Raw genomic sequence first — 25852 nt, forward strand, 5'->3', positions numbered from 1 at the left:
CTCCTAAACCTGGTCGAACTTGAGCCAACCGAACATTTCTGCCATGGTTACGGCGAAGTTGTACAGCCCATGGCCGACGACGGCGATAAAGAACCAAGGCATGCCGAGGCCCATGATCGGAGGATGACGCTGGCGAATCGCGTTGTCCCAGATTCGTGCGAGTCCCACGCCGGCGATGAATGAGCAATTCATGTGCAGGCCGACGCACACGGTCCATCGCCAGCGGGCCAGCGATGGTCCGGCATGGGGAATGTAGACGTTCAGGTAAATGAGGTTTTCAATCACGCCGAACAGAATTCCGCCCGCCAAGGCGCACAGCAGAATCTGGAAGATCGACTTGAACCAGAAAGGACGTTTCTCCACCACCCACAAGGCGATGGCGATTTTCATGATCTCTTCGGTGAGTGGACCTAGGATGCAGACAGCCACCAGACCCCCACTGGTGACAACTCCCGCCTCAGGCTGAGTAAACAACGCCCCAATCACGGCGAACGGCCCGGCGGCTGCCGCTACCGCGAAGGTAACGAGCCAGCTTTTGGGCCAGCTGGTGGCGGTGATGTTCTTCTCCAGCCACCGGCGGTAGGTGAGCTGCGAGGAGTCTGGTTCGCCCGCCAGATCGCTGGCCAGCGTCGGCTCGTCCCATACGACATGGTCTACCTTGTCGTGGTCGGTGGCCCGTGCCGCTTCACGTCCAATGAGGGCTTTGGCCTTCTCTTCGCTCTGGTCGACAGCGAACGAATCCGCCAAGAACTGCGGTTCGTTTTCGATGGATGGATCGTTGCTAAGCATGGTGGTATTGGACCGTGAACCGAAGCAGACACTACCCTTCTCGACGGTAGGCGGTGGCCGAGACCAGGATGGCCGCCATGACCATGGCCTTCTTTCCGGCGACATTGCTGCCGCCCACGTCGGCGGCCTGCATTCGAACGTTGCATACAGCATTGTAGCCTGCCTGGCGGGCTTGCTCGACGATCCGCTGCAGGGCTTCGCGCCGTGCACGTTCCATTAGCGTTCGATAGCTTCTTACTTCGCCGCCAAATAGATTGCGGAGGCTGGCGAGAAATGTTTTGAGGTAATCGCTGGCAATGACGGCCTCGCCGATCAGCAGCGTGGGCGGTGGTCCATTCACGCTGACATCCATCGCGGTCTTGACCTGGGTGATCACGAAGTCGCCGTTGCCGCTCTCCCGCCGGTCCAAGTCCTGGATGTGCGACCTTTCGCGCCACCCACCTACGAAATACCCCAGACCCAGCATGAACACCAACGATCCTATCGTGAGTAGTATCCCTATCGCGTTTTCCATGATGCTTTACTCCGTTGCGATTAGGCGGGCGGCTCTTGCAGCACTACGGCCGTGCCGTAGGCATATAGCTCGGCGGCACCTGCGGTGACGGCGCTTGTTGTGAAGCGAACGTTAACAATAGCGTTGGCGCCCAACTGCTGAGCCTGAGCCATCATCCGTTCGACCGCCTGTCGCCGTGACTCGGTGAGCAGTTCGGTGTAGCCTTTCAACTCGCCGCCAACCAGATTCTTGAACCCGGCCGCAATATCCCGTCCAGCGTGCTTTGCTCGGACCGTGTTTCCCTGCACCATGCCTTTGACAGCGACCACGACAAAGCCGGGAACGGTTTCCGTGTTCACAACGATCATGGGGTACTCCGTTAGATAATTCTGTGAAGGAACAGCCGCTGTTCGGCATGCGCGAGACGAACTAGCCCAGCTATTGTGCGGCCTTGCAGGTCGGTTTGCAAGCAAGTTGGCCGTTCCGCAGCCAAGCATTGGGTGCTGACATCGTCGGGGTGTTGTGTGATAGAATCTCCCGAGGTGCCTTACAGCAACAACCAGTCCCGCGAGTTTGCGATGAAGACCCCGAACGATCTATTCAGCCGACTGCCATCGGTCAACGATTTAATGGAGAATCCCAGGATCAAGAGCCTGGTCGATCGCGTGCAGGAACTGGAGGTCTCCAACGGAGTGCGGCAGTTCGTCGATCGGATGCGCAGAGAGGTTAGTCGCCGGTCGCTCGATGCTCCGATCCCCTCCATCGGCGAGATTGCCGATCGGGCTGCCCGGTTCATTCTGGGACGTCATGCCACCGCCGCACCGCAAGTCGTCAATGCCACGGGCAACCTGTGGCCGGTAGGACTGACGGGTCCGCCACTTGCCGACGAGGCGTTGGCCACGCTTTCGGCTACAGCGCAGCATTATCACGCACGTCCCGGCAGTCAGGTAGCCGATCTGGTGGCCCAGGTGGCCGGTGGGCAGGCGGCCTGCGTCTTTAATACCCCCGCGGGCGCTGCCCTGCTGGCCTTGAGCACACTGGCCGACGGCCGGGCGATTGTCGTGGCGCGGGGTGAGCTGGGCACCATGGATGGCAGTATTCGGTTGACCGACCTGGCGAAACAAGCGGGCGTGCAATTGGTGGAAGTCGGTGCCACCGATTCGGTGTCGCTCGACGACTACCGCGGGGCGCTCGCCGATGGCGCTGGAGTGCTGCTGCGGGTGGAGTCGTTGCCACATGCGTTGCGCGATCAGACTTGCCGACCTGAAGTATCCGAGTTGGTGAGGCTGGCCGCTGAGCACAACGCCCTGGTGGTGCATCACATTGGTCGCGGCGCGCTCGCATCGTTGGGCGACGACATCCCGCTCGATGTGGTGACCGCTTCGGCCAGCTTGTCAGCCGGCGCGGCCCTCGCAATCGCGCGGGGCGACGGTTACACGGGCGGGCCAACCTGTGGTCTGGCAATTGGTCGCCGCGAACTGATTGAGAAATTGAAAAACTCACCTCTCGCCACGGCGTTGGCCGTGGATCCGTTGGTCGAGAGCGCCCTGGGAGCGACCCTCACGCTGTTTCGCGACACCGAGCGAGCAGCGACGTTGATCCCCACGCTCGCGCTCTTGTCCACGCCGATCTTGAACCTGCAATCCCGAGCCGAACGCATGGCGGCGCAGATCGAGTCCAAGCCGGGCATCGTCACGGCCTCGCCAGTGGAGATTCCTTCGGCCGAAGACATGGGAGGCACCCGTCCACTTCCATCGTTCGGCATCAGCGTGCTATGCGAGGGACACCAGCTGGGAAGAATTCAAACACAATTGGAGGAGTCGCGGCCGCAGATCGTAGGCAACTGGCGAAACGATCGCTTGCTGCTGGACCTGCGGACCGTTGCGCCGGCCGACGATATCGCGCTAGTTACCGCATTCGATTCGCCAAGCGACGACTCGGAGAATGCCACCACTACGACTGACACTGAAGAGGAAGCCTGAAAAATGCCGTTCGACCAAGCCATCGAATCATTGCTGGACGTGAATCTGGGGTGCCGTAAGGGGGAGCGACTGGCCATTGTGACGGACGACGCTCCGTTTAATACCGCCACGGACGAAGTGCCCACGCGACAGGCGTTGGCCGAGTTGATCGCCGAGAAGGCGCAGGAGCGGGAGGTCGACACCTTGATCTCCATCTATCCTGGCGGACAAGAGTCGGGCGCCGAACCGCCGCGGCATGTGTTCGAGCAGGTCTATCCCGCCGGGTTCATGGCGTACTTGGAAGAGACTGGTCTTACCGAGAAGTTGCTCGACAAGTCCATTACGGCGGCAGAGATCGGGAAACTCGAGAAGTACCTTGGCTCGGCGAGCGACTCCATCGACGTGATGTTGGTGCTGTCGGCTTCGAGTGTATCGCACACCAACTTTCGCCGACTACTGACGCGGACCAAGACCGCACGCGTAGCAACCATGCCAGGCGTGGAGTTAGAGATGTTCGCCGGCGTGATGACGGCCGACTGGAAGATGGTCGAGCATCGCAGCGAAGTGGCGGCCGAGGCTCTCACCAAGGCCACCGAAGCCGAAGTGCACAGCGCAGATGGACGTGTCTTGCGGTTCTCGCTCGAAGGACGCGATGCCACGGCCGACACGGGCATCATCAACCAGCCCGGTCAATTCGGCAACCTACCTGGCGGCGAGGGGTTCATTGCCCCCATCGAAGGCACCGCCGAAGGCGAGCTTTCGGTGGGGCCGCCCGAGGAGCCGGGCAAATGGCACTTCCGCTTCACCAAGGGGGAACTGGTTGAGGTGCTCGGCGATCCCCCCTTCATGAAGCGACTCGACGACGTATTCGCCGCGCATCCCATTGCTCGCAACCTGGCCGAGTTGGGTGTTGGCACTAACGAAAAAGCCAAGCCCTGCGACAGTGTGCTGGAGTCGGAGAAAATCCTCGGCACCGTCCATCTGGCCGTGGGCGACAATGCAGGCTTCGGCGGCGAGGTGAGCGTGCCATTCCACCAGGACTTCATCGTTTACCAGCCGACCCTAGTGTTGCGATCCGAAGTGGGCGAGGAATCGCTCGTGAGCGACGGGCGGTTCATGGCCGACTAGCGACGGACGCTGGATGAGTCACGCCGAGTCCACCCGGTGGCTTTGGTGCATCGACCGCTACGCACTATTTCATGGTGAAGAACAACGCCACGAAGATCATGAGCGTGAGGGTCATTTGAGCGGCATGGTCCACGCCAATATCAAGGCCCGCCAATTCGAACGGCGTAATGCCTGTTCCGGCGATAATCAGTGCGGTGATAGCAATGAATGGGCGCATGGCAGTTGCCTCAAAGGGATGCGGGTTTCAGCAAAAGCCTACCCTGCAAAATCGGATGAGGCAAACTGAAGGCGTTTTTCCTCGAGTTGCGGCGAAGGAGCCTCAATTTCCGCCAGTAATTCGCTGTAAATGATGGGCTTCACCAGGTGACAGTCGAAGCCGGCTTCGCGCGACATTTCGCGATCGGCATCGCTTCCCCAGCCCGTTACCGCGATTAACCGGATGCGGCGGTCGTGGTCCATTCGCCGAATGCGACGCGCAACCTCGAAGCCATCCATGCCGGGCAAGCCGATGTCGAGTACGCACACGTCGGGCAACTGGCTGACTGCCAGTTGAACGGCCGATACACCATCCCGCGCTAACTGCACCGCGTACCCCTCGGCCTCCAGTAACTCGCGCAGCAAATCGGCAGCGTCGGTGCCATCCTCGGCCAGCAGTACCGATAGTTGGGAACGCGTGGTGCCGTCATGGCGTGATTCATCGGCAATCGGTTTAGACTCCGGCGCCGCCTCAGATGCGGTAGTCGCATCGGCCGGTGCCATCGGAAGCCAGACGGTGAAGCAGCTTCCCCGTCCGGGCCCGCGACTGAATGCCTCGAGCTGGCCGCCATGCAATTCGGCGATGCGGCGGACGATAGACAGTCCCAGTCCCAATCCGCCGTAGGCTCGCGTCCGTGAAGTATCGATTTGTCGAAAGGGCATCAGGATGTTGCCGGCTTCATTCGGTGGGAATCCGATGCCATTATCGCGAACTGCGATCGAGATGCGGTCAGCCTGTGGTTCGATCTCCAGCACGATGCAACCTTCCGAGGGAGTGTACTTGGCCGCATTGCCCAGCAGGTTGGCCGTCATCTGGGCCAGGCGGACACGGTCGCCTTCGATCCACACCGGCGAGTCGGGGCTCAGTTGTTCGAAGCGGTGAGACCGTTCCGCTATCTGTCCCGCAGTCATCTCGATGGCATCGCTCACTGCCAGGCGGAGGTCGAAGCGTTCCATCTGCAATTCCAACTTGCCCCGCGAAAAGCGCGACACGTCCAGTAGATCGTTCGTCAGCCGCACCAGGTGATTCGTCTGCCGCTCGATGATGCCGCGAACTCGATCGATAAGCTCGGCGTTTTGCGATTCACGGCGCAGCATCTCCAGGCCCGAACGAATGGGAGCCAGCGGATTGCGCAGCTCGTGCGCAAGTAGCGCCAAGAATTCATCTTTGCGTTCGTCCGCCTCTCGGAGCGAATTGCTCAGTCGCTCGTTGTCGCGCGACCGCTGCTCGGCCAGGCGTCGCTGCCGGCGCAAGCGATCGAACAGCAGTGCCGCGGTTGAGTTTACGAGAACGTAGATCGACAGCTGTACGATATCCGAGACGCTATCGATGGTGATGCTGGACTGATGTCCGATGAAGAAATAGGCGGCCGAGCATGTTCCTAGCACCACGGCCAGGAAGGCGGGACCAGTGCCGGCAATCCAGGCTGTCACCAGGACGCTGAGATAAAACAGGCTGAAGGGGCACTCCTCTTGTAGCTGTGGATTCAGGCCATAGCGAGCCCACACGGCCAGACCCGTGGTCAGTACCGCCACGCCGTAGGAAGACAGTGGGGAAAGGACCCGCTCATTGAGGGTAACGGATTTCATAGACGCACCAGTTGGGAGGGTTTCGGAAGCCATGCGCTTGAAGAAGCCGCCGCATTCAGCAGCGTTTCGTCAAGTTAAACGCTTGCGGGCTGCAAAGTCTCTTGAAACTCTGCGCCCAGATGTGCCACCAACGACGGCACATCCAGCGGCTTGCGAAACCATCCGTCCCAACCATGGCCCAAGGGCTCGTTCTGAGGGTTGCGGGCAAGACCCGTTACCGCGAAGACCTTCAGGTGCTTCAAGCGGTCATCTGTTCTCAGTGACAACAACGTCTCCAACCCATTGACGCCCGGCATCTCGACGTCCATCAGCACAAAGTCGGGTAAACGGTCAGCCGATCGAAGCGACTCGAGTGCCACCAGGCCATCGGTTGCCACCTGTACGTCAAATCCATGCGATGCCAACAGATAGGCCATCAATTGCCGCTCGTTGGGGCTATCCTCCACAACCATCAGACGAATGGGGCTGTCCTTATCCGGCGTGGCGGCCATTCCGACATTGTCTTGCAGCGAATGATCGAGTTCTGAATACTGCGTCAGCAACTGTTGCAGTGCCGCGTCCAACTCCAACGCTTCGCCGCGATTGATGCGGACTTGCAGCGATTGGATTTTCAGGTTCAGCAGGTTCAGTTCGTTACGCAACTGGTGGTCCAGCGCTTGACGGCTTGGCTTCTCGCCCAGCTCCCGCGCATCCGCTTCGACAAGCTCCTGGCGGACGACTTGAATCGACCGTGGTGCCTCAACACCCAGTTTGACCAACTGTCCTTTGACCTGCAGCACGTTGATGCGTATGCCGAGGTGTGGGAACAGGATCTGCTGCTCCGCGCGGCGGGAGAGAATTAGCAAGGTAAGAGTCCTTCAATCGCGGCGCCCCGACGGTAGAACGGGGGTGCGGTGTTGCAACGCCATCAGGGAGTTGCACTGGCTGCCGTCGGTTCCATCCTTGGTGCTGACGCAGCATTCGCTCTCGCCACGGTGCTACTCAGAGCACAACTCGAAAGCGCGGACCTAAATTTATCGTCACCAACCTTAGTAAACAAGCCAGATTTCGATCAATTGCCGAGGGCCCTGCTAGCACTTCCTGGCACGGTGCGTGGTAAACACTCTTTTGCCGCCTGGTGGCGGCAGCGCCGCGTCGTAAACCCGAAGCGATCAAGAGCATATGGACCTCCGACTTGGTGGCACTCGGCCAGGCGTGGGGGCAGAAAATTGGGGGATATTTTGGCGGTCGCAACTGATCTTCTGGCGACCACCTCGAGAGCTGTTGGAGACGATGGCCAACCGTTGGTCCACGCCGGCAAGAGCCCGGCGTTCGAACATGACGGTTTAACCACCTGTGCAATCCTCGGTCGGTCGATAGCTTTTTGCTGGCCGAAACGGTTGCAACTTGCGGAGCGTTGCTACTGAGCTATGTAAGAGGGTAGCGTTCTCCAATTTACTAAGGATGCGGATATGAAGAAACGAGTACTGTTGGTCGACGACGTGCCCAGCGTCGTGCGCGCCATTCAGCGGCGGATCTCCGATGAGTTCGATGTAGAACTGGCCTACAGCGGTGCCGCGGCGTTGGAAACCATGGAGATCGCCTCGTTCGATGTCGTAATGACGGACCTCGACATGCCGAAGATGACCGGTTGGGAGCTCATCGAGCGAGCGAGTGGTCGCTGGCCCGAAACCGCTTTCGTGGTGTTGACCGGAAACATCGCCCTCCGCGAGCAAGAGGAAAAATACCGCACCGCCATCTGCGGGCTGCTACGCAAGCCGTGCACGGTGGACACCATCAAGAAAGCAATTCGCAAGGCATGCGGAATGGCATCGGACGACAACTCCGCGTCCGAAACCTTGACTGCCTAGCCCGAGTGCGATTCGCAGCTGGCGAGCAATCGCTGTCTTGGGCTTCATCGTATTCCGATCGCAGGGTACCCTGAGGATGCTACCGCGAGCGCAAGGACGCCACCCCCCGCACACGGATCGGCGATGCAGAACCTGTTTGCCAACCTGCCCAACAGTCTGCCGGCAGAACTCACCACCGTTCTGGCGGAATCGGCTCATATTCGCATCGAGCGAATCGTCTCCACTGGGAATTCATCGCCTGCCGGCTATTGGTACGATCAAGATGAACACGAGTGGGTCGTGCTGCTGACAGGCGAGGCTTCGCTGCGATTTGAAGAGGGCGAAACGCTGATCATGAAGCCCGGAGATGCGGTTCTGATACCAGCCCACCGCAGGCACCGCGTCGATTCCACCGCATTAGATCAGCCGACGGTGTGGCTGGCAGTGTTCTACTCCAGCTGAAGCGGCCACCTCGGTCCCGCAGCACGGCGACCGTACTACCCCGACAAAAAAACCTCTGGCATGATTGCCAAAGGGCTCCGCTGAGTGTGAGTACCCCGTAGGGGAGTCGAACCCCTGTCTCCGCCGTGAGAGGGCGGTGTCCTGGGCCACTAGACGAACGGGGCAGGACAAATTGGCGACGACCGATGAAGTGGTGACTACGACCAAAGTTTCATCGGCAGGTCGAATCTCAAATTATCGCCAAATCTTCCAAAACCTCAAGTGGGCGAACGGTCCGGTATTCGCCAGTCGATGCGGGGTTTCGGCAATTACGACGTGATTCCCTTGGTCAGGGCCATGAAGGCGGTTTCCAGGTTTATCTCGTCCTCTTTGAGCATCGTCAGGCGATGGCCAGCCCCGATGAGGGCCGCGGCCAGTTCGCTGGGGTCGTCCACCTCGGCAATCAAGGTGGCCGTGATGTCCTTTCCGGTGAGCTCGGCCGATTCGACACTGGGATGGGAGGACACCACCGCCAGGGCCGACTGCATGTCGTCGGCTACGCGGATCTTCAGTACCATTTGCTGCCGCACTTGCTTCATGACCGATTCGACGTCGGTGTTGACGATCAACTCGCCCTTCTCGATGATACCGATCTTGTTACAAATGTCGGCTAACTCTGGCAGGATGTGGCTCGAGACCATGATGGTCTTGCCCATGTTACGGAGTTCTTTCAGGAGCCCGCGGATCTCGATGCGGGCGCGAGGGTCGAGGCCGCTGGCAGGTTCGTCCAACAGTAACACTTGGGGGTCGTGCAGCAGAACGCGGGCGAGCCCCAAACGCTGGGTCATGCCACGCGACAGGCTGGTAACCAGGGCCTCGCGCTTGTACGTCAAGTCGACCAGTTCCAACACGCTCTCGCAAATCTTGCGTCGCTCGGGCCCGCGGATACGATACGCGGCGGCGAAGAACTCCAAGTACTCGATTACCTTCATGTCATCGTACACGCCGAAGAAGTCGGGCATGTATCCGATGATGCGGCGGATTTCCTTGGGTTGCGTGTAAATCGAGTGTCCCGCGACGTAGGCTTCGCCCCAGGTGGGGTTGAGCAACGTGGCCAGGATTCGCATGGTTGTGGTCTTGCCGGCACCATTGGGACCAATAAAGCCAAATACGTCGCCCTTGGCCAACTCGAGGTTGATGTCCTTGATGGCAAACAGGTCGCCGTACTTCTTGGTGAGACCGCGGATTTCGATCATCGAGAGCTGTCAGGGTTCGGGGAAACGTGTGCCGGAGACGGTGGGCCTAGTCGTTGCCGGAATCGTCGGACTCTGGCTGGACGTCAAGTACGTAACGATACAGTACGACGTAAACATCCTTGTCGCCTCGCATCGATTCACGCGAATCAGGTTTCTCGCCTCGCAGCAGTTCGCTACGCGGGTCGTCGCATTTTCCGACCAGCATGGCGGAATCGGCGTCGAGCGAGCGGCTCAGGTCGACGAAGTGCTGGTGGCGATGCCATTGGTGGCTTTGTCGGCGACCGCCCAACGCGTCGTAGAACATCATCATTTCTGCGAGTGCCGCCAGATCCAATTTACCGAGCAGTTGTTGTCGCTCGTAGTAGGAGCCTTCCGTGACATTAAAGTTGAATCGGTCCTCGTACAAATTCCGCAGGCGACGTGCGGCACGGGCGTCGCCCAGGCTGGTGGGCTTCACCTCGACGGTGCCGCCCGATGGCAGATCGCCCAGTCGCCACGCCCAAGTGCCGTACACCAGCATGCAGTCGGACAGGTTCAGTTCGGTGGGATTTTGCACGCTGCCGACAACCAGCTTGTTGGCGGTTCGCGTCAGGTCGCTGATTAACAGCTCATCAGTTTCGGCTTGCCAGCGCGTGACGAAGGTCTTGGTCGACCAGATTTCGATGGGGGTTCCGTCCAGCATGGCCCGATCGAGCGACCAGCCGTAGACGGGGAAGCTGGGCAGCATACCCTGTTCGTTCGACATGCCTCCTAAACCGGGACTTGGCTTTCCGAGCCAGGCTACGGAGGTCTCGCTGGGCTGGCTCGCCGAGCCGGCGGGCGACTTTGCCTCGAGCGACAGCGTGTAGCGATCGGGGTTGGGGCTGAAGACGTGCGTCCACATGGTGCCGCGAACGAAACCGGTCGAATTATCGATATCGACAACTTCTACCTGATTGACCCGAAGCGAGTCGCCCTTCAAGTAGTTGGCGTACCAGTAGGCTGCCAGGCAGGTCACGACGACAATCGTCGGAAAGGTGACCCAGGTCCATTCCATCTTCTTCAGCACGCGCTGAACGAAGAAGTAGTCGCCCGGGCCGATCAGCAAGATGTACAGGACGACCAAGCCGGCGATGGCCATGAACGGAGGGGTGCGAATGCCCGATTGTTCGAGCTGTTTGTCCAGTTGCTGCTCGAGCGCTACGACGATATCGTCCGGACCAGAGTAGTAGTAGTTCTCGGTATCAGCCATCGGCTCGTCATCGGGAAACGCCAGGTTCTTGGCCACCAGGCGTTCGCGGCTCTTCCAGGTCTTGATGGGGGGAAGATCAACGTCCAGGCCTACCAACACGACTTGCCCCAACCCCTCGCGTGCGCGAATCACTAGCGGTACGGGATTGTCCTGCGTGCCGAGCGACAACTCCACGTCGCCCCGCAAGTTAGCAAACGTGGGTACAGCTAGCCGCAGGCGACCACGTTGCGACAAGGGTTCGTTGCCACCGACGTAGGTTTCCAGGGCACCAAATTCGTCGAGCGTCACGGAGTTGACATATTCGCCCGGTACGAGTGCTTCCAGCGGACCGCCGGCACCGAGCACCAGGTCAGCATTGGCGGCCGAGTAGAGCAGCAGGCGGCCTCCCTGCTGGACCCACTCGACGAGCGCCCTGATGCGTGGGTCGTCGGGCCGCATGGAACTCCAGGCCTCGCGATCGCTGGTAGAGACGACAACCGTGTCGACCCCTTCGTAGGCAAGCGCCTCGCGGGGCAGGGCGGACAGGTCCGTTACGCGTCCCACCACGTCCTGGGTGAACCACACTTCATTGCTCTTTTCTGCTTCCGCCGTGGCGACGCCCAGAGCGCCATCCGCGATGACGACAAGCAAACGCGTGGTAGCGGGGTCGCCCGGTCGGATACCTCCCTTGTCGAGTTCGCGGTGCGTCACGAAGGTCCGCTTGCCGACCACCTTGCCGGTCTGCGCGTCCCGCAGCAGGACTTCAACAGAGGATTCCAACTGTCCGATCCGGACAAGCATTTCAACGGTGGTCATGGCCCCCGCCGCCACGCTGAAGGGGCGGGAGTTAATGCTGGTCAGCGTCCCTTCGCCATCCGGCACCCGGACTTCGGCCATGAGCGTGGCCGGTTTCTCACCACCCAGAACGGAGATACGAAGTGGGGTCCAGCAACCAACTTTGTAGTGGTCGCCAAAGCCGATGTCCGCGCGAACTGGTTGGGGCCGCTCTTCGCCCAGGAGCGTGGCCGCTGGCAACAAGAGCACCGCGGTCGCCAGTAGCTGCAAGAGTGGGGTTCGCATGACTGGCGGAGAAATGAGCGGACGAGGGCGAAATGGTTGAGAATGACGCTTGGTATTGTACCCTCGGCAGACCGCCGAGTCACCGTCCACCTTGACTTAAGGTTTTTCGGCGTCGTCGCAGATGCAGACCAATTGACCGCAACCGGGGCATCCGGTGCCGTATTTTTCATGTACCGCCTCGGTCAGGTCGACACCCTTCACGTTGGCGATCGTGGTGAGCCACGCCAGCACGTCGGCAAATTCGCCCTTGAGTTCCTCGTGCGTCCCTTCTCGCAGAGCGCTGGCCAGTTCTCCCACCTCCTCCATCAGCCACATGAAGGTTCCATCGACACCTCGCGCAATGTCCTTTTCTAGGTACATGTCGCGGATGAGCTGTTGAAAATCGGCGATCGTAGGCGAGGGCATAGTGAGTCGTGGGCTGAAAGGCGAACGAAGCCGACGGCGCTAGCCGCGGGGGAAATGGAGTGGATGGTCGAAGTGCTGGGCAGGTGATGCGTCGCTTCACTGCTCAGCATAGGCGCTTTACCTAATGCGTGCAGTCTCGCTTGAGGAATTCGCCAATACCGTCCTTGCCGATGAACTGGCCATCGCGGACCTGGACGTTACCGCGCAAGGTAACCAGGCTGGGGCGTCCTTCGATGGGCCAGCCTTCGTACGGATTGTAGTCGGTGGCCATGTGGTGCTTCGAGGCCGCAATGGTGCCTCGGTACATAGGGTCGTACACCACCAGGTCGGCGTCGCTACCGAGGGCGATCGTGCCTTTGCGAGGGAACAATCCAAACAGCTTGGCGGCCTGTGTGCTGGCGGCATCGACGAACGTGTGCAGGTCGATCTTGTCGCGTTTTACGCCGTAGGTATAGAGCAAGTTCACGCGGTCTTCGATGCTCGGCAGGCCGTTGGGAATCTTGGTGAAGTCGTCGCGGCCCATTTCCTTCTGTCCGACGAAGTCGAACGGCGCGTGGTCGGTCGCCACGGTGCTGATTGAGCGCGAGCGCAGCGCGTTCCACAGGCAGTTCTGGTGCTCTACGGCGCGGATGGGAGGCGACATCACGTACTTGGCCCCTTCGAAGTCGCCCTGTTCGGCGTAGGTCGAGTCGAGCGTCAGGTAGGGGATCACAGTCTCAACCCATACGTTAACGCCCCGCATCTTTGCTTCTTCAGCGGCTCGAATAGCTGGTTCGCAGCTCGTGTGCACGACATAGACGTGTGCGCCGGTTGCCTCGGCAAAGGCCATCAAGTGATGTACCCCTTCGGCTTCCACCTGCACCGGGCGGGATGGTTCGTGCCATTCGGGCCCCGTTTTGCCTTCGGCTAGCAATTGTTGTTGTCGCTCGGCGATCAGTGTTTCGTTCTCGCAGTGGGCCGTAACAATTACGCCCAGCTCCTGGGCCAGCTTGAGTGTCTTGCAGAGCTCGTCGTCGTTAACACCAAGGAAGCCTTTGTATGCCAAGAATACCTTAAAACTGGCGATGCCACGCTCGACGATCGTGCGGAGCTTCTGCTCGGTGTTGTCGTCGAACCGCGATACACCCATGTGGAAGGTATAGTCGCAGGAGGAGATGCCCTGGGCCTTACCCAGCCACAGATCGAATGCTTCCAACGGATCTTCTTCGCGACTGGGGCAGCACATTTCGATTAGCGTAGTGGTGCCCCCCACTAACGCGGCCCGGCTGGCCGTGTTGTAGTCGTCCTTGGCAAATGTGCCCATGAAGGGCAGGTAAATATGGACATGCGGGTCGATGAAGCCCGGGAAGACATAGTGACCCGTGGCGTCGACCACTTCATCGGCGACGGGAGCCGACAAGTCGTGCCCGATAGCGGCAATCTTGCCGTCCTCGCATAGGATGTCGGCCACATAGCTGTCGGTGGCCGTGACAATGTTTCCATTCTTGATCAGCAGGGCCATCGAAACCTCTCGGGCAGTGCGGGGAAGCGGCAGAACGCCCTCGTTATACCCGACGTCCGCGTGCCCTCCAACCAGGATGCACCGCCCGCGGTCGGAGGCAACTACCCGTGAACGTCGAGCAGGTCGGTTGGAATCACTCGCACTACCTCTTCGATGCTAGTGCGGCCTTCGGCCAGTGCCACGATGGCAGCGCTGCGGAAGTCGACTAGTCCATCTTCCACCGCTTGCGCGTGAATCTCGTCTCGTGCCGCCTGGCTGGCGATCAGCCCGCGCGTTGCCTTGGTAGCGGACATGATTTCGAACAGTCCTCCTCGTCCGGCATAGCCGCTGTCGCCGCAGCAGTGGCAGCCTTGAGAGCAATGGATGCCACGGCCCATATCGTTCGGTAGCAAGTGAGCCACCGACTCGAAGGCGGAAGTCAGCTCTGGCAGTTCGTGTTTCTGGCGGCAATGGGGGCAGAGCACGCGCACCAAACGCTGCGCCACGACGCCCAGCAGCGAACTGGCGAGAAAGTGTGGCGCGACGCCCAAGGCAAGCATGCTCTGCACGGCGCCGGCCGCGGTCGGCGCGTGCAGTGTGGCGAACACCAGGTGACCGCTGTTGGCTGCCCGCACCGCCGTGGTGGCTGTTTCGACGTCGCGAACCTCGCCCACCATCACCACGTCGGGCGCTTGCCGAAGCACGCTGGCCAGCAGTCGGGCAAAATCGAGATCGATCGCTTCATTCACCTGACTCTGGCGTACGCCCTCGAGCGAGTACTCGATGGGGTCTTCCAGCGTGTTGATCTTTCGCGTGCCATCGTTCAATTCGGCCAGGCAAGCGTAGAGCGTGGTGGTCTTGCCGGCGCCAGTGGGGCCACTGACCAGGATCAGCCCGCTGGGATTGGCCAGCAGGTCGGCAATTCGCTCTCGGTCGGCGTCTGCCATGCCCAACTGGTCGAGTGTGCGCACTTCCTGACGTGGGTCGAGCAACCGCAGCGTGGCATCTTCGCCGTGCAACGTGGGCAGGGTGTTGACGCGAATGTCGATAGGCTGGCCGTCGATCTGCAGGCTGATTCGGCCGTCGAGTGGCCGTCGCCGTTCGGCGATGTCCATTTCGGCCATTACTTTCACGGCGCTTACGTAGTGGCGACCAATGGCGGGTTCCACCTCGCCCAGTCTCTCCACGAGTCCCCACCGCCGAATGGCGATCGTAGTGTGGTGTTGGTCGGCCAGCAGCAGCAAGTCGCTCGCTCCGGACCGCGCCGCCTCTTCGATCAACGCATGCAGCGCGTAAGTGCTTCGATCGACGGCGTCGTTTGCCTCGTCGAGTGCGATAAAGTCGGCTGAGGTCACGCTTGGGCTTCCTTGCTGGTGAGGGGATGGGGCACGCCAGCCAGGGCAGGGCAGAGTCTTGCTGGCAGTCCGAGCAGGGCCAAAGCGCGGCGGAGCGCGGCCGGCGTTGCCAGCAGTACCAGCTCGCCCCGCGACTGCTCGAGCGTTCGCCGGCAATTCAGCAGCCAGGCGATGCCGCTGGCGTCGAACGATGTCACCCGGGCAAGATCCAGGGCCACGCGGCGTCCGGCCAGGCTACTAAGTAGCGTGCGCAGGGGCTCGGCAGCCTCCCGGCCCGTTTGGCGAAGGTCGCCGCTGGCGGAAACGCGGCACTGGCCGTCCGATTGTGAAACAAGCAACAGCTTCATCGCTTCCTCGGGGCTATGCAGGACGGGTTGTAACGATTGCTCGTATTTCGCTCGCGGTGAAGCAATCTTGCCCCGGTTGTCTCGGATGTCCGAAACACGCCTTTTGGGTCTGGATGGACAGATCCTGGCGTTCCCCTGTTTACGGTTTGACGTGCCGAATATTCCGGAAACGCGTGTGGGGCTAACCGTACTGGCGACGGGTTCGGGGAATTCCTTTCTCTAGCGCGCAAATCTGTGGAAGTCGCGCAGCCCGCTAATCAGTGTGGAACTTAACGGGCGCTTTCTATGCCCGCACGCTACTTTTCTATTCATTGGGGGTCGCCCAGCTACGGGCGGCAGGCTATTCATGAGTTCCAATCCATTTGGCCGACGCCACGGCCGTCGCACGAATCGATTGATCCGTAAGGCTAACCGCGGTCAACGGTCGCTGACACTCGAGAATCTCGAAGAGCGGCAGTTGTTGGCCGCCGACGTGCTGTACCGCATCAACGCCGGTGGGGGAACGATCGGCGATACGCCTAACTGGGTTGGTAGCTCAGGCTTTACAAATACGTCAACCAATTACTCGGTCTCCAATTCCATCAACCTCAGCGACGCCTCGTTGCCGGTGGGGATTCCGGAGGGGCTGTTCAAGTCCGAACTGTACGACGCCGATGGCGGTGCGGAGATGCAGTGGGACTTCGCCGTTGCGCCTGGCAACTATGAAGTGCGGTTGTACTTTGCCGAGATCTACAACGGGGCCCAGGGCGTTGGCAAGCGGTTATTCGACGTATCGATCGAAGGCCAAAATGTCCTGGACAACTACGACATTTACGCCGACGTCGGTGGCTACAAGGGCGTGATGAAGTCGTTCATGGTCTCCAGCGACTCGAACCTGGACATCGACTTTGGCCACGTCGTCCAGAACCCGGCGATCAAGGGCATCGAAATTCTGCAGCAGGTGGCCACGGCCAACACACTGTCGGTCTCCAGCAGTTCGCTCGACTTTGCCGGTACGCTGGTTGGCAACACGCTGCAGCAAACCGTGACACTCACGAACATTGGCGAGTCGGGCGATCCAGCGATCACCATCGACCCGGCGCAGCTTGCCATTACCGGCACCGACGCCGCGGCGTTCGCTGCCAGCTTCGATACCAGTTCGCAGTTCACCCTCAATCCGGGCGAGTCGGCTACGCTGTACGTCAGCTTCACGGCCGACGATGCTTCCACCAAGGGCGCGCAGCTCTCGATTCCGCACTCGGGCGACAACTCGCCGATCGGCATCGACCTGAGTGGGACCGGCGTGAGCGAAGTGCCCATCAGCTTCATGAAGTCGGCCCTCAATGGCGAGGATGCCTCGCGGCCGACCTCGCTGCAGTTTGGTCCGGACGGACGGCTGTACGTCGCCCAGCAAGATGGCATCGTCAAGATTTATACCATCGAACGAGCGGCCGCCAACGACTACGTGGTCGTGGCGACTGAGACGATCACCTCGATTCAGCAGATCGCCAACCACAATGACGACGGAACGCTCAACCCATCGGTCGACGAGCGTCTGGTCACCGGCCTGTTCGTCGACGGTACGGAGAGCAACCCGGTGATCTACGTCACGTCGAGCGATCCTCGCATCGGCGCCGGCGGATCGGGCACCGACTTGAATCTCGACACCAATTCGGGCATTCTTTCTCGACTCACATGGACGGGCAGTGCGTGGGAGAAGCTCGACCTAGTCCGCGGTTTGCCACGCTCGGAAGAGAACCACGCCTCGAACGGTATGGTGCTCGACCACACGACCAACACGCTGTACATCGCCCAAGGCGGCCTCACGAACATGGGCGCGCCGTCCAATAACTTTGCCTATCTGCCTGAATTCGCGCTGTCGGCCGCTATCCTGAGCGTCGACCTCGACGCAATTGGCGATACCACTTATGACTTGCCAACGCTGGACGACGAAGATCATCCGGGCGAGGACCCCAACGATCCCTTCGGTGGCAATGACGGCAAGAACCAGGCGATTCTCGATCCGAACGGACCAGTGCAAGTTTACGCACCCGGCTTCCGCAACCCGTACGACGTGGTCCTCACCGAAGACGGCCGCATGTACACGGTGGATAACGGCCCCAACGCCGGCTGGGGTGGCGTCCCCAACGGCGAAGGTACCACCGGCGAGGCGACCAACGACTCGAACAACGGCGGCAATACCTACGGCGACAGCCTGCACTACGTAACAGGCGAAGGCTATTATGGCGGCCATCCGAACCCCACTCGCTCGAACCCGGAGAACACGTTCAACGACAGCGACCCGCAGTCGCCTGTGAGCGAAGGCAACGACATCGAGTCCGACTACCGCAAGCCGGGCGACGAGAATGGCGCGCTGCACGTATGGGGCAGCTCGACCAATGGCCTGACAGAATACACCGCCAGCAACTTCCAGGGCTCGCTGAAGGGCGATTTGCTGGCAGCCAGCTTCAATAACAGCATCAAGCGAGTGAAGCTCAACGCCACGGGCGACGAGGCCATGCTCGAAGAGCAGCTGTTCAGTTCGGTGGGCTCGGTACCGCTGGACGTGACGGCCGTTGGCGACGATGGCAAGTTCCCGGGGACCATCTGGGTGGCCGACATCGGTAACGGCAAGATCGAGGTGTTCGAGCCGGCCGACTACCTGAATGGCGGTGGTATCGTGACCCACGATCCCGACGACACCGATGGCGACGGCTACCAGAACGACGACGAATTGGCCAACAACACCAATCCCGAGAACGCAGCCGACTACCCGGCCGATTGGGACCTCGACTTTGTCTCGAACCTGTTGGACAACGACGACGACAACGACGGTCTACTCGATCACGAAGATCCGTTTGCCATCGATCCCGACAATGGTTTGACCACATACGTCGGCATCTCGCACACCTGGGAGAACGAGGGTAGCGACATTGGCGGGTTGATCAACGCCGGTTTTACCGGCCTGATGACCAATGGCGTGAACGACTATGAGTCGCTATTCGATACCACCAAGCTCACCTCTGGCGGTGCGGCCGGCGTGTTGACAATGGATATGATTAACGAAGGCGACGCCACGGGGTCGCTGAACACGCAAGAGCAAGCCTTCCAGTTCGGGGTGAACGTCGCCTCGGCCACCACGCCCGCTACGGCCCACACCAAGATCCTGGCCCCCTTCGGCGACGACGCTCCCGAGGGAGAGCAGTCGATGGGCATGTTCATTGGCACGGGCGACCAGGACAATTACTTCAAGATCGTGGTCTCCGCGACTGGCATCACCACTCAGCTCGAAATCGGCGGCGTTGCGACCGCTGGTCCTTCGGCCAACCTTACTCTTCCCGGACCCGCGGGAATCGATCTCTACCTGACGGTAGATGTCGCAAACTCCACGGTTCAGGCCAGCTACGACGTCGATGGTGCGGGGAGGACCGTCCTCGGTTCGCCGATTGCGGTGCCGGCCAGTTGGCTGACCAGCGCTACCCAAGGCATGGCCGTCGGCATCATCTCCACCTCGGTGGGCGCCGCACCGGCTATCCCCGCTACCTGGGATCTGATCGAGGTATTCGCCGAGGCGCCCTCAAACTTGGCGCCGGTCCTGTCGCCGATTGCCGACCAGATACTCACTGCCGGCACCGTGCAGCAGGTGACCATTACGGCCAACGACCAGGACAACGACGACATTGCCCTAGAAATTGACAACTTGCCCGGTTACGCCTCGTTTGTCGATCACGGTAACGGCACCGGCACACTAACCCTGGCTCCGGAGAGTGGCGACGTCGGTTCCGACAGTTTCACCGTAACCGTCACCGACAATGGCAGCCCGTCACTCTCCGACAGCCAGGTGATGAACATCACGGTGAATGCTTCTCCTCCGCCCGTGGTGGGGGGCGAGGTGGTTTACCGAGTCAACGCCGGTGGCGGCACCGTGAGTGACGATCCCAGCTGGGTATCGGACAGCCCCTACACCAACGCTGGCGATGCCAAGAGCTACAGCTACTCGTCGGGCAGCGTCAGCTTGTCCGATGCTTCCATGCCCGAGGGCACTCCGCAAGGTATCTTCAATACCGAACGATACGACTCGACGAGTGGACAGGAGATGCAATACGACTTTGCCGTCGATCCTGGCCAGTACGAAGTGCGACTGTACTTCGCCGAGACCTATTCCGGTACTTCGGGCGTCGGCAAGCGAGTGTTCGACGTCGTGATCGAAGGCGAGAAGGTGCTCGATAACTACGACATCTACGCCGACGTTGGCAAGAACAACGGCGTGGTCAAGTCGTTTGTCGTCACGGCCGACACCAACATCGATATCGACTTCCTGCACGAAATACAGAATCCAGAGATCCGGGCAATTGAGATCCTGACTGTGGGTACTGCATCGCCCGAAATGCTGACGACCAGCGTTACCGCACTCGACTTTGGCACCGTGCCCACAGGTGGTTCGGCAACCAAGTCGTTCGCCGTCATCAATCTGGGCGAGTCGGGCGATCCGGCGATCACCGTCGACACCTCCGACCTGGTATTCGTCGGCCCTGGTGCCGCAGCGTACAAAGTGACCACCACTGGCACGCTCACCATTCCCGCCGGCGGAGCGGCGTTCATCGACGTCGAGTTCGCTCCCCTCAGTTCCGGCAACCAGGCGGCCAGCCTGTCAGTGGTTCACTCGGGCAGCAATTCGCCACTGAGTGTGTCGCTCACGGGTGCTGGTGCCGCGCCGGCAGCCGAGACTGCTTCGGTGTACATCGATGTCGACTCGGGTGGATCGCTCAGTTCGTCGAGCACCTACAGCAATGGCTCGTTCGAAATTGCGAACAACTCGAACGCGGGCGAGCGGATTACTTCGGTGCGGTTCGACATCGACGCGGCCCTGCTGCCCGACATCGTGTTCGATCCGTATGGCACCGCGGGCGATCCGGTGGGCAAGGACTTCACGGTCAACGGTGGCGGTTCCAGCACCGGCTACGAGGGACGCACCTTCGACAAGGCCCTGCACACGGGCTTCCAGGCCTTGGAAATCGCCTTCGACGACTTTGACCCCGGCGAGTCGATCAGCTTCTCGATTGATATCGATCCCACCACGATCCGCGGCGCCGCGGACCCGGGACCTGAGGCTTCCGGCAGCGTTTCGGGGATGGAACTGACGGGCTCGCTGGTCACCATCACCTTCGAAGATGGTTCGGTGCTCACCACCTCGCTGTTCCGTAAGTCCGGCAGTCTCACCGGTGGCGAGACGACCCTAGAGGCCAATACCCTGACCACACCGACGCTCCAGATTCTGGGGCTTGGCGGCACGCCGACTACGACCAGCGACGCCAACCAGGTAGTTCGCGTCTATGGTCAAGCGGGCTCGACTGTGCGACTGATGCACGCCGAAGCAGCCTTGCACCTGGCGGGCGTTCCGGGAGGCGGCTATGACGTCGATCCGTACGAATCGAACAAGGTGATCGGACTCGACGAGCAGACCGTCGTTATCGGTGCGGGCGGATTCACCGATGTGCCCATCACGCTGTTGAACACCGACGAGGAAGGTGGCTTGAACCACTTGGTGGCCGTAGCGGTCGAGGGCAACGTGAATAGCGAGGCTGCTCACGTGTTGGTGCAGTACAACCCCGTGGTGGCGGCCAACGAAGCTCCTGTGCTGGCCACCATCGCCAATCAGTATGCTGTTGAAGGCGAGACAGTGATCGTAAGCATCACGGCCAACGACCCTGACAACAACAACCTGGCATTCTCGGCCACCAACTTGCCGAGTTACGCCTCGCTGGCGGACAACGGCAACGGCACCGCCACCCTGACGATCGCACCGCAGGTGGGCGACGCCGGTGTGACGAGCTTCAGTATTACTGTTACCGACGATGGCAACCCCGTGCTGAGCGACAGCCAAAGTGTGACGCTTACGGTTGAGGAGGAAGTGATTGTCGATCCGCAAATGGGCGACACCATCTATCGAATCAACGCTGGTGGCGGCACCATTAGTGGCGATCCCAATTGGGTCGACGACGGTGGCTACGTGAATTCGGGCAGTCAGACTTACTCAACCAGCCACGGCATCGACATGAGCCACTCGTCGATTCCCGACAACGTGCCCGAGTCGATGTTCAAGTCCGAGCGGTACGACCCGAATGGTGGCAGCGAGATGGAATGGAACTTCGCAGCCGAACAGGGCCAGTATTACGAAGTGCGGCTGTACTTCGCCGACATCTATAGCGGTACCTTCGGTGTGGGTAAGCGAGTGTTCGACGTGGCGATCGATGGCGATATTGTCCTGGACAACTACGACATCTACGCCAAGGTCGGCGGCTACACCGCGGTGATGGAGTCGTTCGTCATCCAGTCGGACGGCAACATCGACATCGACCTGATGCATGTGAATCAGAACCCGGCTATCAAGGGTATCGAGATCATTGCCATTGCCCCTCCGGAATCGGCTTTTTTCGCCTAACAGCGTCCAGCGGCTATGAGCAGCTGGATCCCACTGGGATTTACCCCTACGGTCAGCAGATCGCCTTCGGTCTGTACGCCATTGTCGGACAGAACGACTATGACCCCTCGAAGTCCAACATCGAGCGGGTGGTGGAAGAGGGCTTTACCATGGCAGGGCCCTATTATGACTACGCCTGGCAAGAACTGGGCTACGTGCACCAGGCCGCCGAGGCGGGGCTGAAGTTCACCTATCAACTGCGAGCTCATCCTTCGCTGCAAGGGGTTAGCCTGTACGACCGTGGCGGCGTGATTGCCTCGCTGTCGGATGCGGAGATTGCCGATTACGCCCGTCAGCAGGTCGAGGCCGTGATCGACGACCCCGTGGCCAACGCCACCGTGGCGCGGTGGGCGGTGACTCCGGAGGAAATCCGCTACTGGTCGGAGGACGATCTGCGTTACTTGGATATCACGGTCGATACCATTCGCGAGGTGGAAGCCGAGCGTGGAGTCGATCCCCGCCCGGTGTGGAATTACCAGGCCAACAACCGTACGGCCGAGCAATTGGTGATGATTGGCGAAAAGCTGGATGTCATCACCAAGGGCACCTACATGACCACCATGGAGAATCGCGGACCTGAGCGGTCGGGATTGGCGGTCTGGAACTTCGATCAGATCCTGCAGGCTGCCGCCGAACTGGGCGCCACGCCGCAGGCGATCTTCCAGTTGTACGAGGACTTTACCGATCCTGAGACGGGCACCGTGGCCACAGAGATCGAGCGCGTGATTCGCAATGATGTCTACCTGGCATTGGTCAAGGGCATCACGAGCCTCAACGTGTTCTCGATGTACGAGAATCGCACTAACCTCACCACCCACAACGAGCAGTTCGAGGCCTACGGCTCCGTGGCGACCGACCTGACGGGTGAACTCGACCTGCAACGGGTGTTCCTGGCAGGTGAGGAAAAGGACGATCTCGAGATCGTGGCCCAAGATGTTCCGCAAACGTACATGTATACCGACATGTTCGGCGGAGTACACGAATACCCCACGCTTCAGTATGGCAACTACTCGTTGGATGGTGACCGCTACGTGGTGTTGGTGAACTCTACCGAGTCGCCGATGACCGTGTCGATCGATGGACTGCCGCAGACGTACACCGTGGACAATCTGTTTGCGGGCACGAGTGCAGCGAGTACCGGCACCCACTACACCACGACGCTCGACCGTCTGGGGGTGCAGGTGCTGCGGTTCCGCGCCAGCGGCGGTGGCATTGCTTGAGAACTTACGTCAGGCTGCCCGCCGCTGTTCCGATTGGCGTGCAGGAAGTGAGAGGATCTCACCCTGGGTGGGTTCTTCCGCAACCGTATCGTCTGCGCTGCGGGTGAGACGTTCCTTCCAGTAATGCTGCGTTGTCTCCCCCAAGTGGCGAGCTCGCACCGCCAGGGGAACATGGCTGCGCCACGACATCTTCAGATAGTTCCACCACTCGCGCAGCGTGGGGTGTTCGATGGTTTGAAATTCGCGGTGCAGCAGCGTGGGTAGTTCGTCGGTGTCGTAGCCCATTTGCTTGGCGTACCACTGCACCAACCGATTGACGGCGAGCCCGTGCCGCAGCTTGTGCCCCACCATGCGCTTGCGACCCGAGAAGTTATTGCCGCCATGCACCCGGTAGTCGACTCCAACGCCAGCCATCTGGTATTTTCGCGCTCCGGCGATCGACGAGCCTAACACCAGCACATCGTCGGCTCGGGTGCGCCAATCTTGTTCGAAGGGGCAGGGGAGCACTGACGTGGCGATGCGGCGGTGCATGGAAATTGCCGATGTGGGCCCGCCCACGTAGGTCTTGCCCAACAGGGTCGCCAGGGTTGAATAACCCAGGTCGCGGCGGGGGAACCTTTTCCGCTGACGCTTCAGCGCTGGCCCAAACGACTCCACGCCCGCGATGGCGAAGTCGATGCCCTCGGACTTGTACAATTCCACGGTCCGCTCGACGTAGTCCACGCGGTACAGGTCGTCGGCATCGAGAAAGAAGATCACGTCGCCGGTCGATTCTTCCATCCCGGCGTTGAAAGCCGAAAGTTGCCCGCCGTTCTCTTTGGCCACGATCGAGACCACCGGCCGGTTGGTATAGCGTTGCCGCAGGTGCCACAGGCTGTCGTCGGTCGAGCCATCGTCGACCACCACGATTTCGTCGAAGGGCAAACTCTGCGCTAGTGCGCTATCCACCGCGTCGGCGATGAACTCGCGGTAATTGTAGTTGTTCACCAGGCAGGTCGTCCGCATGGCAGTTCGAGATCCATTTTGGCGTGGAGGGCAGGGCAGGGGGAGCTAGCGGGGCGGATTGTAGAAATCGATCCGCAGGGCGAGAACCCCAATTTGGAAGTTTGAATTGGCGAAAAATCGGCTAAACTCTAGACACCCAGGTCCACTTTCGGGGTTTCAGGTGCGTACCGTGTTGCGCGCCAATTACCCATTTTCACAGAAGGAAGCTCACCATGCATCTCTCTCTTCGCGTTTTATTGGTGCTACTGCTTCTGGTGGTATCGACACCGGCGACCGCGTCCGACTGGCTTCGTTTTCGGGGCGACTCGGGCACAGGGCTGAGCACCGACGAAAAATCGCTCCCCACCACCTGGGGTGACGAGGAAAACCTGAAGTGGAAGTGCGAACTGCCCGGGCCGGGACTCTCGAGTCCCATCGTCGTGGGCGACAAGGTGTTTGTCACCTGTTGGACGGGCTACGCCGCGGGCGAAGGCTCTTCGGACAACATGGAGAACCTCAAGCGGGCGCTGGTATGTGTCGATCGCAACTCGGGCGATATTCTATGGACCGAGTCGGTGGACGCGGTGCTGCCGGAAGACGAGTTTCGCGGCATGTTTGCCGAGAACGGCTACGCCAGCCACACCCCGGCTAGCGATGGCGAGCGGGTATATTGCTTCTTCGGCAAGTCGGGCGTCTACGCGTTCGACCTGGAAGGCAAGCAGCTTTGGAACACCAGTGTCGGCACGGGGCTCGATCCCCGCCACTGGGGCTCCGCTTCGAGCCCTGTGCTGTACAACGATATGGTGATCATCACAGCCGGCGCCGAGAGCGAATCGATCGTGGCGCTCGACAAGACCGATGGCCACGAGGTGTGGAAGCAAGAGGCCCCCACCCTCAGTGGCACCTGGACCACTCCGGTCATTGTGCAGGTGGACGACCAGCGAACCGACATCGTGTTGAACGTGCCCGGCGAGGTCTGGGGGCTTAACCCGCAGAACGGCAAACTGCGTTGGTACTGCGTCCAACCCGGCGGCGAGTCCAACTCCGCGACCGGCAGCCTGGTTGTCAGCCAGGGCCCTGATCCGGTGGCCTACGTGCTGGGCAGCCGCGACTCGGACGCCGTGGCCGTTAGCGTTGGCGGCAAGGGCGATGTCACCGATTCGGCGGTATGGACCAACAACGCATCGGGCCGTATCGGCACGCCGGTGCTCTACGAAGGCCGACTGTACTGGGTTTCTGGCGGTATTGCTACTTGTGTGGATGCCGAGACCGGCGATCAGGTCTACAAGGAGCGACTGCGTGGCGTCAGTGGCGGCGGCGGTGGTCGTGGCCCCGGCGGCGACTATTCATCGGCCGTGATCGCCGACGACAAGCTCTACTACATCAGCCGCAACGGCGATGGTTTCGTGATCAAGGCGGGCGAAGAATTCGAGCAACTCGCCACCAATCGCTTCGATTCGGACACCGGCGAGTTCAGCGCCACCCCGGCTGTGAGCGATGGTCAGCTCTTCATTCGTTCCACGTCCACACTGTACTGCGTGGAGCAGGAGTAAATGGCCGCAGGTGCTC

At 60.5% G+C, this 25852-nt stretch carries 20 protein-coding genes and 1 tRNA gene; 7 read left to right on the forward strand and 14 right to left on the reverse strand.

Annotation, left to right across the window (positions count from 1 at the left end):
• Positions 1 to 3 precede the first annotated feature (3 nt).
• The 3 genes from NG895_RS27225 to NG895_RS27235 are packed head-to-tail and all read right to left on the reverse strand — an operon-like array spanning position 4 to position 1650.
• Positions 4 to 789 carry a PrsW family glutamic-type intramembrane protease gene (locus NG895_RS27225; protein ID WP_252855724.1) on the reverse strand — a complete coding sequence of 262 codons (786 nt, stop codon included), beginning with the start codon at positions 787 to 789 and terminating at the stop codon, positions 4 to 6.
• 31 nt (positions 790 to 820) lie between these two features.
• Positions 821 to 1303 (reverse strand): YbjQ family protein, encoded by a 483-nt coding sequence (locus NG895_RS27230; RefSeq protein ID WP_252855725.1) that lies wholly within the window; start codon positions 1301 to 1303, stop codon positions 821 to 823.
• A 20-nt stretch (positions 1304 to 1323) separates the two neighbouring features.
• Positions 1324 to 1650 (reverse strand): YbjQ family protein, encoded by a 327-nt coding sequence (locus tag NG895_RS27235; protein WP_252855726.1) that lies wholly within the window; start codon positions 1648 to 1650, stop codon positions 1324 to 1326.
• A gap of 210 nt (positions 1651 to 1860) precedes the next feature.
• Here NG895_RS27235 and NG895_RS27240 point away from each other — a divergent pair, with 210 nt between their 5' ends.
• Together NG895_RS27240 and NG895_RS27245 are read left to right on the forward strand one after the other, a co-directional pair.
• Positions 1861 to 3264, forward strand: a complete 1404-nt coding sequence (locus NG895_RS27240) for a hypothetical protein (RefSeq protein ID WP_252855727.1) — start codon at positions 1861 to 1863, stop codon at positions 3262 to 3264.
• A gap of 3 nt (positions 3265 to 3267) precedes the next feature.
• The gene (locus NG895_RS27245; RefSeq protein ID WP_252855728.1) at positions 3268 to 4371 is read left to right on the forward strand and encodes an aminopeptidase; all 1104 of its coding nucleotides are present in this window, start codon (positions 3268 to 3270) and stop codon (positions 4369 to 4371) included.
• Between the two features lie 64 nt (positions 4372 to 4435).
• Here the strand turns inward: NG895_RS27245 and NG895_RS27250 are convergent, their stop codons facing one another.
• From NG895_RS27250 to NG895_RS27260, 3 genes are all read right to left on the reverse strand, one after another.
• On the reverse strand, positions 4436 to 4588 hold the full coding sequence (locus NG895_RS27250) for a hypothetical protein (protein WP_252855729.1): 153 nt from the start codon (positions 4586 to 4588) through the stop codon (positions 4436 to 4438).
• A gap of 38 nt (positions 4589 to 4626) precedes the next feature.
• Positions 4627 to 6216 carry an ATP-binding response regulator gene (locus NG895_RS27255; protein ID WP_252855730.1) on the reverse strand — a complete coding sequence of 530 codons (1590 nt, stop codon included), beginning with the start codon at positions 6214 to 6216 and terminating at the stop codon, positions 4627 to 4629.
• Between the two features lie 74 nt (positions 6217 to 6290).
• Entirely contained in the window at positions 6291 to 7061 is a 771-nt protein-coding gene (locus tag NG895_RS27260) for a response regulator (RefSeq protein ID WP_252855731.1), read from the reverse strand.
• A gap of 606 nt (positions 7062 to 7667) precedes the next feature.
• Between NG895_RS27260 and NG895_RS27265 the strand changes: the two genes are divergently transcribed.
• Together NG895_RS27265 and NG895_RS27270 are read left to right on the forward strand one after the other, a co-directional pair.
• Entirely contained in the window at positions 7668 to 8066 is a 399-nt protein-coding gene (locus NG895_RS27265; protein ID WP_252855732.1) for a response regulator, read from the forward strand.
• Between the two features lie 123 nt (positions 8067 to 8189).
• The gene (locus tag NG895_RS27270; protein WP_252855733.1) at positions 8190 to 8507 is read left to right on the forward strand and encodes a cupin domain-containing protein; all 318 of its coding nucleotides are present in this window, start codon (positions 8190 to 8192) and stop codon (positions 8505 to 8507) included.
• 91 nt (positions 8508 to 8598) lie between these two features.
• Here the strand turns inward: NG895_RS27270 and NG895_RS27275 are convergent.
• The 7 genes from NG895_RS27275 to NG895_RS27305 all read right to left on the reverse strand — a co-directional run bounded on the left by NG895_RS27275 (position 8599) and on the right by NG895_RS27305 (position 15619).
• Positions 8599 to 8671, reverse strand: a tRNA-Glu gene (locus NG895_RS27275).
• A 144-nt stretch (positions 8672 to 8815) separates the two neighbouring features.
• Positions 8816 to 9742: an ABC transporter ATP-binding protein gene (locus NG895_RS27280; RefSeq protein ID WP_252855734.1), complete on the reverse strand. Its 927-nt coding sequence runs from the start codon at positions 9740 to 9742 to the stop codon at positions 8816 to 8818.
• Positions 9743 to 9788: 46 nt separating this feature from the next.
• Complete coding sequence (locus tag NG895_RS27285; RefSeq protein WP_252855735.1) at positions 9789 to 12032, reverse strand: hypothetical protein; 2244 nt, start codon at positions 12030 to 12032, stop codon at positions 9789 to 9791.
• A 96-nt stretch (positions 12033 to 12128) separates the two neighbouring features.
• Positions 12129 to 12437, reverse strand: coding sequence for a MazG nucleotide pyrophosphohydrolase domain-containing protein (locus tag NG895_RS27290; RefSeq protein WP_252855736.1), 309 nt, complete (start codon positions 12435 to 12437; stop codon positions 12129 to 12131).
• 121 nt (positions 12438 to 12558) lie between these two features.
• Positions 12559 to 13938, reverse strand: a complete 1380-nt coding sequence (gene hydA, locus NG895_RS27295; protein WP_252855737.1) for a dihydropyrimidinase — start codon at positions 13936 to 13938, stop codon at positions 12559 to 12561.
• A gap of 101 nt (positions 13939 to 14039) precedes the next feature.
• Positions 14040 to 15272: a GspE/PulE family protein gene (locus NG895_RS27300; RefSeq protein WP_252855738.1), complete on the reverse strand. Its 1233-nt coding sequence runs from the start codon at positions 15270 to 15272 to the stop codon at positions 14040 to 14042.
• Positions 15269 to 15619 (reverse strand): STAS domain-containing protein, encoded by a 351-nt coding sequence (locus NG895_RS27305; RefSeq protein WP_252855739.1) that lies wholly within the window; start codon positions 15617 to 15619, stop codon positions 15269 to 15271. Before NG895_RS27305 ends, NG895_RS27300 begins: the two co-directional genes overlap by 4 nt.
• A 346-nt stretch (positions 15620 to 15965) precedes the next feature.
• Here NG895_RS27305 and NG895_RS27310 point away from each other — a divergent pair, with 346 nt between their 5' ends.
• Both NG895_RS27310 and NG895_RS27315 read left to right on the forward strand, forming a co-directional pair.
• Complete coding sequence (locus NG895_RS27310; protein WP_252855740.1) at positions 15966 to 22040, forward strand: malectin domain-containing carbohydrate-binding protein; 6075 nt, start codon at positions 15966 to 15968, stop codon at positions 22038 to 22040.
• 149 nt (positions 22041 to 22189) lie between these two features.
• A complete protein-coding gene (locus NG895_RS27315) occupies positions 22190 to 23299 on the forward strand; it encodes a hypothetical protein (RefSeq protein WP_252855741.1) in 1110 nt (369 codons plus the stop codon).
• A gap of 9 nt (positions 23300 to 23308) precedes the next feature.
• On the opposite strand, the gene NG895_RS27320 is transcribed toward NG895_RS27315, so the two are convergent.
• Positions 23309 to 24304: a glycosyltransferase family 2 protein gene (locus NG895_RS27320; protein WP_252855742.1), complete on the reverse strand. Its 996-nt coding sequence runs from the start codon at positions 24302 to 24304 to the stop codon at positions 23309 to 23311.
• A gap of 212 nt (positions 24305 to 24516) precedes the next feature.
• Here NG895_RS27320 and NG895_RS27325 point away from each other — a divergent pair, with 212 nt between their 5' ends.
• Entirely contained in the window at positions 24517 to 25836 is a 1320-nt protein-coding gene (locus NG895_RS27325) for a PQQ-binding-like beta-propeller repeat protein (RefSeq protein ID WP_252855743.1), read from the forward strand.
• Positions 25837 to 25852 lie beyond the last annotated feature (16 nt).

It is taken from the genome of Aeoliella straminimaris (assembly GCF_024054565.1).
Taxonomy (GTDB): Bacteria; Planctomycetota; Planctomycetia; order Pirellulales; family Lacipirellulaceae; genus Aeoliella; species Aeoliella straminimaris.

Excerpts from the sequence above, each read along its gene's own strand:
- NG895_RS27225 (WP_252855724.1), bottom strand. The coding sequence starts at position 789 with ATGCTTAGCAACGATCCATCCATCGAAAACGAACCGCAGTTCTTGGCG.
- NG895_RS27230 (WP_252855725.1), bottom strand. The coding sequence starts at position 1,303 with ATGGAAAACGCGATAGGGATACTACTCACGATAGGATCGTTGGTGTTC.
- NG895_RS27235 (WP_252855726.1), bottom strand. The coding sequence starts at position 1,650 with ATGATCGTTGTGAACACGGAAACCGTTCCCGGCTTTGTCGTGGTCGCT.
- NG895_RS27240 (WP_252855727.1), top strand. The coding sequence starts at position 1,861 with ATGAAGACCCCGAACGATCTATTCAGCCGACTGCCATCGGTCAACGAT.
- NG895_RS27245 (WP_252855728.1), top strand. The coding sequence starts at position 3,268 with ATGCCGTTCGACCAAGCCATCGAATCATTGCTGGACGTGAATCTGGGG.
- NG895_RS27250 (WP_252855729.1), bottom strand. The coding sequence starts at position 4,588 with ATGCGCCCATTCATTGCTATCACCGCACTGATTATCGCCGGAACAGGC.
- NG895_RS27255 (WP_252855730.1), bottom strand. The coding sequence starts at position 6,216 with ATGAAATCCGTTACCCTCAATGAGCGGGTCCTTTCCCCACTGTCTTCC.
- NG895_RS27265 (WP_252855732.1), top strand. The coding sequence starts at position 7,668 with ATGAAGAAACGAGTACTGTTGGTCGACGACGTGCCCAGCGTCGTGCGC.
- NG895_RS27270 (WP_252855733.1), top strand. The coding sequence starts at position 8,190 with ATGCAGAACCTGTTTGCCAACCTGCCCAACAGTCTGCCGGCAGAACTC.
- NG895_RS27280 (WP_252855734.1), bottom strand. The coding sequence starts at position 9,742 with ATGATCGAAATCCGCGGTCTCACCAAGAAGTACGGCGACCTGTTTGCC.
- NG895_RS27285 (WP_252855735.1), bottom strand. The coding sequence starts at position 12,032 with ATGCGAACCCCACTCTTGCAGCTACTGGCGACCGCGGTGCTCTTGTTG.
- NG895_RS27290 (WP_252855736.1), bottom strand. The coding sequence starts at position 12,437 with ATGCCCTCGCCTACGATCGCCGATTTTCAACAGCTCATCCGCGACATG.
- hydA (WP_252855737.1), bottom strand. The coding sequence starts at position 13,938 with ATGGCCCTGCTGATCAAGAATGGAAACATTGTCACGGCCACCGACAGC.
- NG895_RS27305 (WP_252855739.1), bottom strand. The coding sequence starts at position 15,619 with ATGAAGCTGTTGCTTGTTTCACAATCGGACGGCCAGTGCCGCGTTTCC.
- NG895_RS27310 (WP_252855740.1), top strand. The coding sequence starts at position 15,966 with ATGAGTTCCAATCCATTTGGCCGACGCCACGGCCGTCGCACGAATCGA.
- NG895_RS27315 (WP_252855741.1), top strand. The coding sequence starts at position 22,190 with ATGGCAGGGCCCTATTATGACTACGCCTGGCAAGAACTGGGCTACGTG.
- NG895_RS27320 (WP_252855742.1), bottom strand. The coding sequence starts at position 24,304 with ATGCGGACGACCTGCCTGGTGAACAACTACAATTACCGCGAGTTCATC.
- NG895_RS27325 (WP_252855743.1), top strand. The coding sequence starts at position 24,517 with ATGCATCTCTCTCTTCGCGTTTTATTGGTGCTACTGCTTCTGGTGGTA.